General features: G+C 62.0%; 15 protein-coding genes. 7 read left to right on the top strand and 8 right to left on the bottom strand.

The window, feature by feature from the left end; all coding sequences use genetic code 11:
- Window positions 1-90: 90 nt before the first annotated feature.
- From IMX18_RS20960 to IMX18_RS20985, 6 genes are all read right to left on the bottom strand, one after another.
- A complete protein-coding gene (locus IMX18_RS20960; RefSeq protein ID WP_015268886.1) occupies window positions 91-528 on the bottom strand; it encodes an Lrp/AsnC family transcriptional regulator in 438 nt (145 codons plus the stop codon).
- Window positions 525-1,913, bottom strand: a complete 1,389-nt coding sequence (locus IMX18_RS20965) for a threonine synthase (RefSeq protein WP_217190757.1) — start codon at window positions 1,911-1,913, stop codon at window positions 525-527. Before IMX18_RS20965 ends, IMX18_RS20960 begins: the two co-directional genes overlap by 4 nt.
- Before the next feature lie 23 nt (window positions 1,914-1,936).
- Window positions 1,937-2,821, bottom strand: a complete 885-nt coding sequence (locus tag IMX18_RS20970; protein ID WP_217190755.1) for a LysR substrate-binding domain-containing protein — start codon at window positions 2,819-2,821, stop codon at window positions 1,937-1,939.
- Between the two features lie 37 nt (window positions 2,822-2,858).
- The gene (locus IMX18_RS20975; RefSeq protein WP_043935306.1) at window positions 2,859-4,307 is read right to left on the bottom strand and encodes an amino acid permease; all 1,449 of its coding nucleotides are present in this window, start codon (window positions 4,305-4,307) and stop codon (window positions 2,859-2,861) included.
- A gap of 143 nt (window positions 4,308-4,450) precedes the next feature.
- Window positions 4,451-5,722 (bottom strand): cystathionine gamma-synthase family protein, encoded by a 1,272-nt coding sequence (locus IMX18_RS20980; protein WP_015268882.1) that lies wholly within the window; start codon window positions 5,720-5,722, stop codon window positions 4,451-4,453.
- Window positions 5,723-5,891: 169 nt separating this feature from the next.
- Window positions 5,892-6,776, bottom strand: a complete 885-nt coding sequence (locus IMX18_RS20985; protein ID WP_170976289.1) for a homocysteine S-methyltransferase family protein — start codon at window positions 6,774-6,776, stop codon at window positions 5,892-5,894.
- A gap of 118 nt (window positions 6,777-6,894) precedes the next feature.
- On the opposite strand from IMX18_RS20985, the gene IMX18_RS20990 reads away from it, so the two are divergent.
- Together IMX18_RS20990 and IMX18_RS20995 are read left to right on the top strand one after the other, a co-directional pair.
- A complete protein-coding gene (locus IMX18_RS20990) occupies window positions 6,895-7,716 on the top strand; it encodes an ABC transporter substrate-binding protein (RefSeq protein WP_003256303.1) in 822 nt (273 codons plus the stop codon).
- Window positions 7,713-8,534, top strand: a complete 822-nt coding sequence (locus IMX18_RS20995) for an amino acid ABC transporter permease (RefSeq protein WP_015268879.1) — start codon at window positions 7,713-7,715, stop codon at window positions 8,532-8,534. The genes IMX18_RS20990 and IMX18_RS20995 overlap by 4 nt, the downstream gene beginning before the upstream one ends.
- Window positions 8,535-8,691: 157 nt before the next feature.
- On the opposite strand, the gene IMX18_RS21000 is transcribed toward IMX18_RS20995, so the two are convergent.
- Window positions 8,692-9,621: a malate dehydrogenase gene (locus tag IMX18_RS21000; RefSeq protein ID WP_023663598.1), complete on the bottom strand. Its 930-nt coding sequence runs from the start codon at window positions 9,619-9,621 to the stop codon at window positions 8,692-8,694.
- Between the two features lie 269 nt (window positions 9,622-9,890).
- Between IMX18_RS21000 and IMX18_RS21005 the strand changes: the two genes are divergently transcribed.
- The 5 genes from IMX18_RS21005 to IMX18_RS21025 all read left to right on the top strand — a co-directional run bounded on the left by IMX18_RS21005 (window position 9,891) and on the right by IMX18_RS21025 (window position 13,814).
- Window positions 9,891-10,538: a hypothetical protein gene (locus IMX18_RS21005; protein ID WP_100413045.1), complete on the top strand. Its 648-nt coding sequence runs from the start codon at window positions 9,891-9,893 to the stop codon at window positions 10,536-10,538.
- Window positions 10,535-11,242 (top strand): hypothetical protein, encoded by a 708-nt coding sequence (locus IMX18_RS21010; protein ID WP_102083593.1) that lies wholly within the window; start codon window positions 10,535-10,537, stop codon window positions 11,240-11,242. The genes IMX18_RS21005 and IMX18_RS21010 overlap by 4 nt, the downstream gene beginning before the upstream one ends.
- Window positions 11,242-11,949: a PP2C family protein-serine/threonine phosphatase gene (locus IMX18_RS21015; RefSeq protein ID WP_102083592.1), complete on the top strand. Its 708-nt coding sequence runs from the start codon at window positions 11,242-11,244 to the stop codon at window positions 11,947-11,949. The genes IMX18_RS21010 and IMX18_RS21015 overlap by 1 nt, the downstream gene beginning before the upstream one ends.
- 97 nt (window positions 11,950-12,046) lie before the next feature.
- Window positions 12,047-12,484 (top strand): MFS transporter, encoded by a 438-nt coding sequence (locus tag IMX18_RS21020; RefSeq protein WP_137138149.1) that lies wholly within the window; start codon window positions 12,047-12,049, stop codon window positions 12,482-12,484.
- 76 nt (window positions 12,485-12,560) lie between these two features.
- Complete coding sequence (locus IMX18_RS21025; protein ID WP_015268873.1) at window positions 12,561-13,814, top strand: arsenic transporter; 1,254 nt, start codon at window positions 12,561-12,563, stop codon at window positions 13,812-13,814.
- Window positions 13,815-13,977: 163 nt separating this feature from the next.
- On the opposite strand, the gene IMX18_RS21030 is transcribed toward IMX18_RS21025, so the two are convergent.
- Window positions 13,978-14,868: a LysR family transcriptional regulator gene (locus tag IMX18_RS21030; RefSeq protein ID WP_015268872.1), complete on the bottom strand. Its 891-nt coding sequence runs from the start codon at window positions 14,866-14,868 to the stop codon at window positions 13,978-13,980.
- Window position 14,869 lies beyond the last annotated feature (1 nt).

A 14,869-nucleotide genomic window follows, 5' to 3' on the forward strand; every position in this document is an offset into this window, starting at 1 on the left:
CCTGAGCGCCGCCGGAATGCAAAACGCCGCCAGGGCGCAAACCCGGGCGGCGTTGTTGTAGCGAGGGTTACCAAACGGCAAGCGCGCGTCTCAGATCACCGTGGCCAGGACGAACGATGTCACGGTGTTCTCGACCCCAGGCATGGCGGCAATCTCCTTCCATACATGGTGCACCCGTTCCGGGCTGGAAGCCTCGACGCGCAGCAGCAGGTCGAATTCGCCGCTGAGCACTTCACACTGGATCACCTCGGGGATCTGGCGCAATGCATCGAGCACAGCCTCTCCGCGCATGCGGTCGTAGCGGTAGACGAAGATGACCGCGTTGATCAGCGAGGTCGGTCGTCGCCCCTCACCGATACGCAGGGTATAGCCCTGGATGGCCCCGTCACGCTCCAGGCGCTCGATGCGCTGGCGTACCGCATTACGCGACAGGTTCACCTTGAGCCCCAGTTCGGCATGGGCAATGCGTGCATTGGCGGTGAGCTCGGCGAGAATACGCTCGTCCAGGGGGTCGAGGATGCGCTTCATCGTCCTGCCTGCAACCGGGCCAGTATTTCATGAACCCCCGCCAGGTCCTCTGGCGCCAGCAGCGGCCCAACGCCTGCGCTGCCAACACCACAGGCCGGCACCTCGCCATGCCAGGCCCCAAGCTCCGCCAGCAACCCGGCAGACTTTTCCGGGGCAAACTGGCCCAGCGTGACGATCGGCGCACCAATGTTGCGCCGGTGCAGGCGCCCGGCGAATGCCCCGGTGGCAGCGTGTGGGTCTACTGCGCAGCCGGTTTCCTGGAACAGCGTGACGATTTCTTCGCGAATCAGCGCGTCATCCACGGCATAGGAGTCGAACAGCATGCGCGCGTGCAGCCACTGGCGGTTGCCGATGCTCAACTCGCCACAATCCTCGAAATGCTCCATCAGTGCCCGGGTCGCGCCACCATCGCGGTCATACAGCTCCCAGACGAAACGTTCCAGGTTGGAGAACAGCGAAAAGTCCATGACCGGCGACAAGGTCTGGCTGGTGGAGCCACGGCTGTAGCGATTGCAGTGGATGAACCGGTGCAAGGCATCGTTGCGGTTGGTGGAAACAATGATCTGGTTGATTGGCAGGCCCATTTTCTGGGCAATGAACCCCGCGTAGATCTCGGCAAAACTGGCCGTGGGGATGCTGAAACCCACCGGCCGAATCCCCCCACCCAGCTGAAGCGCCGCGTGGAAATAGAACACGATCTGCGCCAGCACGCCGACCCAGTTGGTCGAGTTGAAGCTCACGGGAATCAGCCCGGGGCACGGCCATGCACGCAGCAGCGCCGACACCAGTGACTGGCAGTCATCGAAGCTGCCGTCCACGGCCATGCAGCTCACGCTTTCGGAAGCGGCACTGCGCATCACCGCCGCCCGGTCGGCCGGTGTCCCGGCACTGGGGTAAAGCGCCAGCAAGCGTGCCGTAGGGCAATGCCGCAAGGCTTCGATAGCGGCCACCGCCGTATCGCCGTTGCTGGCACCGACCAGCATGACCCGTTCGCAATCGGGGCCCAGGAAATGGCGGATGAGCCGCGCCTGCAATTGCGCGGCGAAATCCTTGGAGGAACGGGTAGGCCCGTGAAACAGCTGCAGGATCCATTCGTTATGGCCAATCTGCTGCAACGGTGCGATGCCACGGTGCTTGAAGCCGCGGTAGCTGTCGCTTACCAGCGCTCTCAGGGTCGGCTCATCGAGCGTGTCGCCGACAAACGGCGCCATTACCCGCCAGGCCAGTTCGTCGAACGGCAACCACGACCAGCTGGCAATATCCTGCTGGCTGAACGTCGGCACCGCAGTCGGCACGTAAAGCCCGCCATCGTCGGCCAGCCCGGAAAGCAGCGCCGTGCGGAAATCAACCCGTGTCTCGTTGCCGCGCGTGGATGTGTACTGCATCGGTGCTCCAGGTAAATATTTGATTAACGGTGGGCCATCGCCACCAACCAGTGGCTGAAGGCTTGGGCATCCGTGGACAACGCCTCAGCCAGGCCACGTACCAGGTAAAACGACTCGCTCGCCTCGATGCGCTGCGCAAAAGGCGCCACCAGCCGCCCCTCCTGCAGCAAGTCCTCGACCAGCGACGAGCGCGCCAGTGCCACCCCAAGCCCCAGTTCCGCCATGCGCAAGGTCGCCACCAGGGTGTCGAACTGCAGGCCGCTGGAAGAATCGACCTGATCGGCGCCTACCCGCTCCAGCCAATAACCCCACCCCTCCTCGTAACCCAGCACATGCAGCAACGGGACGCGGGCCAGGTCGTGCGGCTCGCGTAGCGGGGAGCCGGCAATCAGCGCAGGGGAGCAGACTGGCACCAGCAGGTCGCGGGTCAGGCGCTGCGCTTCCACGCCAGCCCACTGGCCGCTGCCCCAGCGGATTTCCAGGTCATCCTCTGCATCCAGTTCCTTGACCCACAGGTTGCTGATGTAGCGGATGTCCACCTGCGGGTGCGAACGGCGAAAATCGGCCAGGCGGGGCGCCAGCCAGAAATGCAGGAACGACAGGCTGCCGCGCACTTTCAGGGGCCGACGCTGGCGTTGCCCGAAAATTTCATTGGTGCCTACCGCCAGGCGGCTTATCGCATCCTGCACCACCGGCAGGTAGGACTGGCCTTCTTCGGTCAACCCCAGCCCCCGGGGCAGGCGCTTGAACAGCGCCACCCCCAACTGGCTCTCCAGGTGGCGGATCTGCTGGCTCACGGCCCCTTGGGTGAGGTGCAGTTCCTCGGCTGCATGGGTGAAGTTCAGGTAACGCGCCGACACTTCGAAGGCTCTGAGCCAGTTCAAGGGGGGCAGGGTTTTCTGGGTCATCGGCGGTTTCTCGTGGCAACGTTCCGGTGCCCTAGTATCACCCTGCTCTGGCGGCCTCGGAACCTGTTGCCAAGGCTTCCGGTTGCAGCGGGCGACGGTCGCGGTACTTGCGGGTCAGCCAGTAGGCCAGGTAACACCAGGCGATAAATGGAAGACCAAAGTACAGGGCCACGCGCTGTGCCGGGTCGAAGGCAATGCCGACGCAGGCCAGCACGCAGCAGAAGATGGCCGCCAGCGGCACGAACGGGTAGCCGCGCACGCGGAACTTGAGGTCTTCGAGCTTGCCGCCATTGGCGATGTAATGGCGACGGAATGCCATCTGGCTGGCCGCGATGCTGATCCACACCACCACCACCGCCAACCCGGAAATGGACACCAGCGCCAGGTAGATGGTGTCGGGGGCAAACACACTGCTCAGCAGCGATGCCATGCCACCGGCCATGCTCAGGACGATGGCATTGAACGGCGTGCCACGACGCGACAGCGCCGCGTACCGGCGGGGCATGTTGCCTTGGTCGCTGAGGGTCCACAGCATGCGCGCCGCTGCATAAAGCCCGGAATTGGCCGCCGACAGCAGTGCAGTGATGATGACGAAGTTCATGATGTCCGCCGCATAGGGGATACCGATCATGGCAAAGACCATCACGAACGGGCTTTCAACCACCCCGGCCTGTTCACGCGGCAACAAGGTAGCCAATACGAAGATGGTGCCGACGAAGAACAGCGCCAGCCGCAGGACCGTGGTACGGATGGCCTTGGGTACGTTCTTTTCCGGGTCGCGGGTTTCGCCGGCGGCGATGCCGATCAACTCGGTACCCGAGAACGCGAAGGCCACCGCCAGCAGGGTCATGGCGATCGACCAGAAGCCCGTAGGGAACAGCCCCTCGCGGGTGAAGTTGCCCAGCCCGACACTGTGCGCCTGGGTAATTTCGAAAACGCCCAGGATCGCGCCGCCGCCCACCACCAGGAAGGCGATAACCGCCAGCACCTTGATCAGTGACAACCAGAATTCGGTTTCGGCAAACGACCGCACCGAAATGATATTGCTGATGAACACCGCAAACCCGAACAGCGCACTCCATATCCACACCGGCGTATCGGGGAACCAACGCACCATCAGGATACCGGCGGCGGTGAATTCCGAGCCGATGGCCACGGTCCAGGTCAGCCAGTACATCCAGGCCACCATGTAGCCTGTACCCGGCCCGAGGTAGCGCGTGGCGTAACTGCTGAACGAGCCGACTTCCGGCATGTGTACCGCCAGTTCGCCCAGGCACATCATCACCAGGTAGACCATGATCGCGCCGAGGATATAGGCGATGACCGCCCCCAGCGGGCCCGCCTGGTTGACGGTGTAGCCCGACGTCAGGAACAGGCCGGTACCGATGACACCGCCCAGCGCCAGCATGACGATATGGCGGGTTTGCATATCCTGCTTGAAGCTATGCGCCGAAGCATTTCTCGTTGTCGTTGTCTGCAGGGACATTGTGGTTTACTCATGAAAGTTGGCGGGCAAGGACGTTGCAACGACCTCGTCTTGGCAGAGCGAAGCGAATTGCCTTGCATATTGTTTTTGTTCGACTTCATGAAGTGGCACCCACCGCAAGGAGCGGGTGCTACACGCCTGCCTCAGGCCTGTGCTTCGGCCAGGCAGGCGTCTTCGTCACCGTGCAATTCCTTTGCTGCGGCCAACTCCTGGCGCACCGATGCACAGGCCTGTGCCAGGTCTGCCAGCAGGTCCTCGGTGTCCTCGATGCCCACCGAAATGCGCACCAGCCCTTCGGAAATGCCCAGGGCCAGCCGTTCTTCGAGGGTGTTTTCCACATGGCTGGTGGTACGCGCCGGGCCGTAGATGGTTTCTACCGCGCCCAGGTTGCCCGCCCGATGGGCGTACTTCAGGCGCGGCAGCAGCCGCGCTACGGTGGGCATGCCGCCTTTGAGCACGAAGCTGACAATGGCGCCGAAGCCACGCATCTGCGCCTTGGCGATCGCATGGCCCGGATGCTGGGGCAACCCCGGGTAGTTGACCGCTTCGACCAGCGGTTCGGTAGTCAGGTAATGCGCCAGGGCCTGGGCACTGGCCTGTTGCTGACGCAGGCGCAGGGCCAGGGTCTTGATACCGCGGATGATCAGGTAGGCGGAAAACGGGTCCAGCGCCGCACCGTTGATCTCGCGGTAGTGGCGCACCTGGGCCATCAACGACTCGGCACCGCACACCACCCCGCCCAGTACATCACCGTGCCCGGACAGGAATTTGGTGGCACTGTGCACCACCACATCCACGCCCAGGGCCAGCGGGTTCTGGTTCAGCGGGGTGGCGAAGGTGTTATCGGCCACTACCACGGCGCCAGCCTTCCGGGCGGCAGCGCTCAGGCGCTGGATGTCCAGTACCTTGAGGGTGGGGTTGGTAGGGGTTTCCAGATACAGCAGGTCGCAACCCGCGGCGATCTCGCGCTCCAGTGCTTCGGTGTCGAGGGTGTCGCACAGGCAGACCTGCACACCCATGCGCGGCAGGAACTCTTCGAAGATCTTGTTGGTACCGCCGTAACTGTCACGGGTCGACACCACACGCTTGCCGCTTGAGAGGAAGGTATGCAGCACGGCACTGATGGCAGCCATGCCGCTGCTGAATGCCACCGCCGACTCGGACTGTTCCAGCTCGCAGAGCTTGGCTTCCAGGGTAGCGACTGTCGGGTTGCTCATGCGGCTGTAGATGTAGCCGGGCAGCTTGCCCTGCGCCACGTCGTACCAGGCATCGATGTCGTTGTAGCCGTAGGCGGCACTGACCACGATCGGGGTCTGGGTAGCGTTGTAGGGGTGCTGGACCTGCTCCCCGCTCCACACCACACGCGTACCGATACCGGCCGCTGCATTGCCCTCGAATTTCTCGTTCTTGTTCATATCCGGTTCCCGCACCGCTGAGTTGTGTACACCGATTCGGCATCGGCTTTCAGCGGACTATAGGGGCATGGCGGGGGGACTGAAAAACGATGGAATCCGGGTCTGAGTAACGTTTTTTTTAATGGCTGGGGCCGAGCGGGTGCGGAAGCCGCCCTGCCCCTTCAAGGCTTTACGCCAGGTTGCGTTTCAGCTCGGCGATATGCTCCGGGCCAATGCCACAGCAGCCACCGATCATGCTGGCACCCCGTTCACGCCAATCGTTGGCCCATGCCAGGTAACCCGGCGGGTCAAGGTCTTCGCGCAGCTCATCCAGGCCGTCGTTGGCGGTGGCTTCCTTCGGCTGCGGCGGGAAGGCGTTGGCATAGGCACCAATGGCGATGTCGGCGTTGTGTCGCTCGATTACCGAGCGCGCTACATCCAGTGCAGCGCCAATGACCTCGGGCTGGCTGCAGTTGAACAGCACGGCCGCCGCGCCCAGGCCGACCACGGCTTCGATGGCATCGGCCACTGGCTCGCCGGAGCGCAGGCGTGGCACCTCGTCGACCTCTTCGTCCTGCAGGGTGAACGACACCCAGAACGGCCTGCCGTCTGCCGGCAATTGGCCGTGAATGGCTCGCACCTCGGCAACCGAGCTCTGGGTTTCGGCCAGCCACAAGTCAACATGCGGGGCCAGGCCCTGCAGCAACGGGGCCAGCACCTCCTCGACGCGCTCGGGCTGGAACAGGTCCGGGCGATAGGAGCCGAACAGCGGCGGCAGCGAGCCGGCCACCTTGACCGGGTGCGCTGCGGTATCGGCGGCATGCCGCGCCAGCTGGCCTGCGATATTGGCCAGTTGTCGCCCTTCCTTTGCAAAACGCTCTTCGCCGATGTGGAACGGCACCACCGCATAGCTGTTGCTGGTAATGACCTGGGCACCGGCAGCGATGAACGCTGCGTGCACACCAACCACCGCTTCCGGCGCCTCGCTCAGCGCCAGCGCCGACCACTCGGGCTGACGAAACGGCGCCCCACTGCGCTGCAGCTCACGGCCCATGCCACCGTCGAGAATTACCATCGCTCGCTGTTTCATATAACTACTCTAAAGGTGCTTATGAATAAAATTCATTATGTAGGTGACATTTATAACTATTAAATATCGCTTCCTATAATTGGCCAACATTTCAGGTATGTCCATGCGATTTTCTACTGTGCTCGGTGCGGGCCTTGTGCTGCTCGCAACTGCTTCCCAGGCCTTTGCCGGTGCCACGCTGGAGCGGGTTGAATCGCGCAAGGAACTGGTCAACGTCCTGATGGAAAGCTACCCACCGTTTTCCTTCCTCAATGACCAGAACCAGCTGGACGGTTTCGACGTGGATGTGGCCAAGGCCGTGGCGGACAAGCTCGGCGTCAAGCTGCGCCTGGAAACCCCTTCGTGGGACGTGATCGCCGCAGGCCGCTGGAGCGGCCGCTACGACATCTGCATCTGCTCGATGACCCCGAGCAAGGCCCGCGCCGAAGTGTTCGACTTCCCGGTGGAGTACTACGCATCGCCTGCGGTGATCGTGGTCAACGCCAAGGATGAGCGCATCCATGGCGCCAAGGACCTGGAAGGCCGCAAGGTAGGCCTGACCAGTGCATCGAGCTACGAGAGCTACCTGAACAAGAACCTGGTGATCGAAGGCGACGAAGACAAGAAGATCGAATACCCCTTCGATTTCGTGCAGATCGCGCCCTACGACACCGACAACGTCGCCTTCCAGGACCTTGGCCTGGGTGCCGGCGTACGCCTGGACGCCATCCTCACCAACCTGGTGACCGCGCAGCCGCGCCTGGACCAGGACAAGCGCTTCAAGCTGGCAGGTGCCCCGCTGTATGAAGAGCCGAACTCGGTGGCCATCGAGAAAGGCGACCCCGAGTGGGATGCCAAGGTGCGCCAGGTGTTTGCCGAGTTGAAGGCTGACGGCACCCTGGCCAAGCTGTCGCAGAAATGGATTGGCGCCGATATCAGCAAATGAGCACCTTCCCCTCATCCCCCAAGCCCGTGGCCAAGCCCACGGGTGCCGGCCTGTTCGGCTTTCGCACCCGGCTGTTGCTGACCTGGCTGGCGCTGTTTGGCCTGTTCGTCGCGTTTTTCCTCAGTTTCGATCTGAAGTTCTCGATCATCCTGGAGAAGTTTCCGAACCTCGCCGGTTTCAAGCTGGGGCCCAACGGCTTTCTGCAAGGCGCGGCACTGACCCTGTTCCTGTGCCTGTGCTCGATGCTGGTGTCGGTACTGTTCGGCTTCGCCGCCGCGCTGGCGCGGTTGTCGAACAGCGCGGTGCTGGTGGGTGTCGCCAGCTTCTACACCTCGTTCTTCCGCGGCACCCCCCTGCTGATCCAGATTCTGCTGATCTACCTGGGGCTGCCACAGCTGGGCCTGGTACCGGGCGCCATCAGCGCCGGCATCATCGCCTTGTCGCTGAACTACGGGGCCTACCTGAGCGAAATCTTCCGCGCCGGCATCCTCGGCGTCGCGCGCGGGCAACGTGAAGCGGCACTGGCGCTGGGCATGCGCACGCCGCAGATCTTCTGGCATATCGTCCTGCCCCAGGCCATGCGGGTGATCATTCCGCCTACGGCCAACCAGTTCATCTCGATGCTGAAGGATTCATCGCTGATATCGGTGATGGGGGTATGGGAGGTGATGTTCCTGGCGCAGTCGTACGGGCGGTCGAGCTATCGATACCTGGAGATGCTGACCACGGCGGCGGTGATCTACTGGGTGCTGTCGATCCTGCTCGAGCTGGTGCAGGCGCGGCTGGAGCGGCATTTTGGCAAGGCTTACCAGCGCTAGGGGCCAGGCTGGGTTGGCAGCCCCCCCCTTATTGAACTGCACGTAAACTCATTGAATTAGCAGGGACACTGTGGGAGCGGCTTTAGCCGCGAACACCGGCGCAGCCGGTGCCATGCACCGCGTTGGATTCTTCGCGGCTAAAGCCACTCCCACAGCGTTACAGCGCCTTCATTTCAGCAATATCCCGCGCCACCTGATCAGCCGATTGGTCGAACATCGCCTGCTCCTGCGCATCCAGCGGCAACTCGATCACCCGCGCCAACCCCTCCTCTGCCAGCACGCAGGGCACACCCATGGCAATATCCGTGCGCCCGTACTCGCCTTCCAGAATCGCCACCGCCGGCAAGATGCGGTTTCGCCCGTTGGCGATCGCATCGACCATCTGCGCAATCGCCACGCCCGGCGCATCGCAGGCGCTGCCCAGCTTCTTCAGCCCCAGGATCTCGCCACCACCCTTGCGGGTGCGCTCGACGATCTGCTCGATCTGCTCACTGGACAGGAAGTGCGACAACGGCACCGAACCGATCTGGCAGTAGCGCATCAGCGGCACCATGCTGTCGCCATGCCCGCCCAGGACCAGCGCCGTGATATCCCGGGCAGAGAACCCGGTCTGCTCGGCGATGAAACACTTCATGCGTGCGGTATCCAGCACCCCCGCCTGGCCGAACACCTTGGTGCGCCCTAGCCCGCTCAAGCTCCAGGCGCGATAGGTGAGCACATCGACCGGGTTCGAAACCACCAGCACGGTCGCAGTTGGTGCATGCAGCTTGATGTCGGCCATGATGCCGTCGAGGATTGGCAGGTTGATACTCAGTACATCCTGACGCGACTGCCCCGGCTTGCGCGGCACGCCTGCAGTGATGACCACCAGCTCAGAGCCGTCCAGCATTTCAGCCTTGGCCCCGCCGTGAACCCGGGTATCGGAACCCGACTCGACTGCCGCCTGCCACACATCCAGCGCCTTGCCTTGCGCCATCTCGCCCTGCACATCCATCAACACCAGCTCACGGCACAACTCTTCCCGAGCGATGATCTGCGCCGCCGCCTCGCCGACCATGCCGGCACCCACGATTGTCAGTTTGTTCACACGACACCTCCCAGCGGCGCGCGCCACCAGGAACACGCCTGCGATACACAGAAGTATTGACCGCTGAGGGGAAAAGGCCACTCGAAGGCAAATGTATGCGTCGCCTGGAGCCGCGAGCTATCGGAAAACACGGGCGAAGCTCGTGCCATCCGCCGCAGGGTCCGCGCCCTCAATTCACAAAAAATTCATTTCACTGCTTGCACTACAGCAGTCAGCGTGATCTATTTGTCCCATGTCCCGGGACCAGGGACAAATAGGTGAAATATCATATGAAAGGTCAAGACATAGGTTTATTACTCAAGCTAGTTTGCCTCCACCGGCATGAGTCGCATGGAAAGGCTGTGGGGGCGTGGCCGCACGACTGGAAAGACTGGGAGGAGGAAAGCGATGACCACATTCCGCGTTACCAGGGGCAGCCAGATTTTTTTGAGGAGGGGACCCCACATTTCTCTTCCTACACCGCCCGAGCACTGGAGCTACAAACGGGCATCAGCAAGACCCAGATAAACATCTCCTTGAAGCATTGCACGCAAATTGGATTGGTCAAAGCTGACCGCAAATCGGGCGTGCCTAGAGCGAACACCAAGGCCCTTTTTGAGTTCATCGTTTACGGTCTGAAGTATGTTTTTCCGGTTCGAGCCGGAGAGCTGACTCGTGGCATTGCAACCAGCTTTGCAGCGCCAGTTCTGGACAAGAGCTTGATTAGCGCTGGTGAGCATGTGCCGGTCTGGTCATATGCCCGTGGCAATACCATGGGAATGAAGATCGAGCCGCTGTTCAAGACCGCAGCAGATGCCGCTCGAAGAGATCCGGAAATGTACGCCCTGCTAGCACTGGTCGATGCCATACGGCTGGGACAGCCCCGCGAACGAAACCTTGCGGCAGAACTGCTGCAGGATCGCCTGGAGTTGCCATGAGCGTTTTCAGTACCCTTCGAAGCATGCTATGCGAGGTTGCCAAAGCATTGGGGCCCGAACTTCGCCAGCAGATGACCTTTGTTGGTGGCTGCACCACGGGCTTGCTACTGACGGACGCTTTCACCCGGGAGCAAGTACGCAGTACCGACGATGTTGACCTGATCGTGCACGTCATGGGCCCCATAGGCTTCGCCCGTTTGCAGGAGACGCTCAGCGCGCGCGGTTTCCGGGTCAGCCCACAAGAAGATGTCGATGACTTCCCCATCTGCGCGATGAAACTTGGCGATCTTCGCGTCGATTTCATGCCGGACGACGATTCCCTTGGATTCAGCAACCGCTGGTACAAAGACGCAATGGCCTCTTCTACGGCCTATGACCTAGAGGAGGAAGTTACTATCAACCTGGTCAACCCCGTGTACTTCATGGCCACCAAACTGGAAGCCTGGACAGGGCGCGGACAGGGGGATGCCCTGTCGAGCCGTGACATAGAAGATGTCCTCAACTTGATTGACGGGCGCCCGGAGCTAGCAGACGAAATCGAATCTGCCTCTATCGAAGTACGCGACTACATCAGCCAGGAGATTGGTCAGCTACTGACTGACAGGAACTTTGAATATGCAGTCAACGCCCAGGCCAGAGGCGATGCGGATCGCGAAGGTCTGCTGTTCGAACGGTTAGAAGCCCTGGCAGGAGTGAACCGCTGATGCAGATTGGCTGGCTCAGTCGCCAGGGCAAGGCACGGCTCAGCAACAACGATGCAGCAGCTTTCGGGCGCAATGGTGACTACGTGTTGGCCATTCTCGTGGATGCTGCCGAAAGAGGCGACGGACAAGGCCTCGCCCGACACTGGTCCCGTACCGTGGTCGACGTTGCAGTTGGAGAGGCCCAGCAACTGAGCCCCGAAGGGCTGGTCAGTATCATGCGTGCCGAACAGCAACGCTTGCGACAAGATTATCTACACGCCATCGCCAGCTATTGCTGCGTACTCATCGACCTTCAGCAGCAATTGATCCATGTTGGGCATGTTGGCGATTGCCTGGTGGGACTCCAGCGACCCGGCATGCCCATCAACTGGGTGAACAGGCCGCACAATCTGCAGGAACAGGCGATTTGGCCGGGGGAGATCTCGGGGGTTAACGAATCACGGCATCTGCTGACCCGCTCACTGAACGCAAGGCGCTTTTGCATTCCGGACTGGCAGATGACACAACTCCCATGGGATGGACGGCTGCTGCTATGCAGTGACGGGTACTGGCATGAACATCTACATTCGGGTATCGAACTGCAAAGCGTCAACGATGACGCTAGCATGCTAAGCCTGGAATATGGTGAGCCAGCCATTGAACTACAGGCGGACTGCGACAATTTCCGGGAATGCATTCCGAGCACAGTGACTACTACTTCGGCCTGACGCGTTGTGCTGGCAGGCAGAATGGTAGCCCCTCACTAGCACAGCGCATACCTAAAAAACTGCGCTGTTTCCATCCACATGACATCGATTGATTCCCGTGGCGCTTTGGGCCGGGCGGCATGCCTCTCGGCACGGGTATCGGGCACTGATCCTTGCCGCCCTCCTGGCCTTGCCCTTGCGCGGGCTGATCGCCGGTTGCTGGGAGTCCCCGTGGGCCCTGATTCCGGTACAGGCCCTTGATGGAATCGGGGCAGGCCTGCTGGGTGTCGCCTTGCCTGGGCTTGTCGCTTCCATCCTGCGCGGCACTGGGCACATCAATGCAGGGCTTGGTGCAGTGATGACGATACAGGGAATAGGCGCGGCCATGAGCCACGCACTCGCCGGCTGGATCGCGCAACATTTCGGCTATGGCACCGCCTTCGTTGTTCTCGGTATCGTGGCTGCAATCGGGCTACTCACCTATCAGACAGGCCTTAGGAAGGGACACCCAAGCCGGCAATTGCCAGCTCAGCCAAATAACGTTGACACGATATAGCGTGCTGCACGCCATCCACCAAAGGCTGGCACCCGGCCAAGCCGCGCCAACTCATTCATTCACCTGAGTAAACTGCATGCCTGTATTTGATCCATCCTCGCTCATCTGGGCCGTCGCCGCCGTAGCGACCGGTGGGGTAATCCTGCGCCCCTGGCGGGTGCCGGAATATGTCTGGGCAGTCGGCGCCGCTGTATTGCTGACCGCGTTTGGCCTGGTGCCACTACCCACGGCCCTCGGCGCTGTCGCCGAGGGTGGCGATGTTTACCTGTTTCTGATCGGTATGATGGTGCTGGCCGAACTAGCACGCCAGGAAGGCCTGTTCGACTGGCTGGCCATGTACGCCGTGCAGCACGCACGGGGCTCCGGCCAGCGCCTGTTCGACCTGGTGTTCCTGGTGGGGGTACTGGTAACGGTGTTCCTCTCCAACGATGCCACGGCTGTGGTGCTTACCCCAGCGGTGTACGCCGCATGCAGGGCGGCCAAGGCCGAGCCGCTGCCCTATCTGTTCATCTGTGCCTTCATCGCCAATGCCGCCAGTTTTGTGCTGCCCATTTCCAACCCGGCCAACCTGGTAGTGTTCGGCAGCCAGATGCCGCCGTTGCTGGATTGGCTGCGGCAGTTCACCTTGCCGTCGCTTGCGGCCATCGGCCTGACCTACCTTGTGCTGCGGCTGGCCCAGCGCAAACAGATACGCCAGCCCCTGGCAACGACTATCGACATGCAACCGCTGTCCAGCGGTGCACGCTTGTGCGCGCTGGGTATCGTGCTGACAGGCGCCCTGTTGCTGCTGACCTCCGCCCTGGACCGGCAGCTCGGCTTGCCCACCTTCTGCGCCGGCATCGCCACGGCCGGGCTGATCCACCTGCGCCAGCGGCGCAACCCGATGCCGGTGCTCAAAGGCGTGGCATGGGGCGTACTGCCGTTGGTCGCGGGCCTGTTCGTGCTGGTGGAAGCGGTGGCACAGACGGGTGTGATCGAGCACCTGGCCCATGGCTTGGCCGCGCTGGCGCGCAGCTCCGAGCACCAGGCGAGCTGGGGCGCCGGCGTGGTCGCGGCTATCGCCGGCAACCTGATGAACAATCTGCCGACCGGCCTGATCGCAGGTTCCGTTGGCCATATTGTCGATTTACCCGCGAAAACTACTGCGGCGCTGCTGATTGGCGTCGACCTCGGTCCGAACCTGTCGATTACCGGCTCCCTGGCCACTTTGCTCTGGCTGGTTGCCGTTCGCCGTGAAGGCGAACACGTCGGTGCCTTGGACTTCCTGCGCCTGGGGGCACTGGTAATGCCGCCTGCCTTGATCGGGGCGTTGGGGTTGCTTCATTTGTGAAGCGCTCGCAAGCGGTCCGCGTACCGTGTGGGAGCGGGCGTGCCCGCGAAGAATCCAACGCGATGCCTGGCACCGGCTGCGCCGGTGTTCGCGGCGGTTCGACGCCTCGACACACCCGCTCCCACAAGGTCACTGCCAACTCAATGAGTTATGGCCTGGCAACTTACGCCTTGAACAAACGCTCGGCGATGAAGTCGACGAACACTCGGATCTTCGGCGACAGGTGGCGGCTCGATTGCCACAGCGCCCAGAACTGGCCCTGGTCGGAGGTATGCGCATCAAGCAGGCTTTCCAGTGCGCCGGTCCTGACCGATTCACGTACCAGAAAGTCCGGCATGTAGGCGATACCATGGCCGTCCACCGCAGCCATCAGCATTGCCTCCATGTTGTTCAGCGTCAGCACCGTGGGTAAGCGCAACTGGGTAATCTCGGGATCGGCGCCGAGGCTCCAGTCCATGATCTTGCCGGTCGTGACAAAGCGATAGCGCAGGCAGTCGTGTCGCTCCAGGTCGGCTAGCGTCTGGGGCCGCCCCTTGCGTGCCAGGTAGGTAGGCGCTGCGCACAGGACAAAGCGGAACGGCCCGAGCTTGCGCGACATCAATTTTGAATCGGCTAGCCCACCACTGCGGATCACCACATCGAAGCCATCGTCGATCAGGTCGACCAGGTGGTCGTTGAAGTCCATTTCCAGTTCGATTTCAGGGTATGCCTTGCGAAAAGCCGGCATCAACGGCAGCAGAAAACGGTAGCCGATGGTCGGGAGGCTGACCCGCAAGCGACCACGCGGGGCCTGTATCGCATGGGACAGCATGGCCTCCGCATCCTGGAGGTCGTCGAGGATGCGCCGGCAGCGCTCATAGAACAGCTGGCCTTCCGCCGTCAGGCTGACCTTGCGCGTACTGCGCTGGAACAGCCGCACCTTCAACGAACTCTCCAGGCGGGCAACGTTCTTGCCGACCGCCGATGCGGAAATACCCATCGCCCGCGCCGCGCTGACAAAGCTCAACGACTCGGCGGTTTTCACGAAGGCGAGGATGCCGTTCAGGCTTTCCATG

Origin of the sequence: Pseudomonas shirazica (assembly GCF_015168335.1) — a bacterium.
Lineage (GTDB): Bacteria > Pseudomonadota > Gammaproteobacteria > Pseudomonadales > Pseudomonadaceae > Aquipseudomonas > Aquipseudomonas asiatica.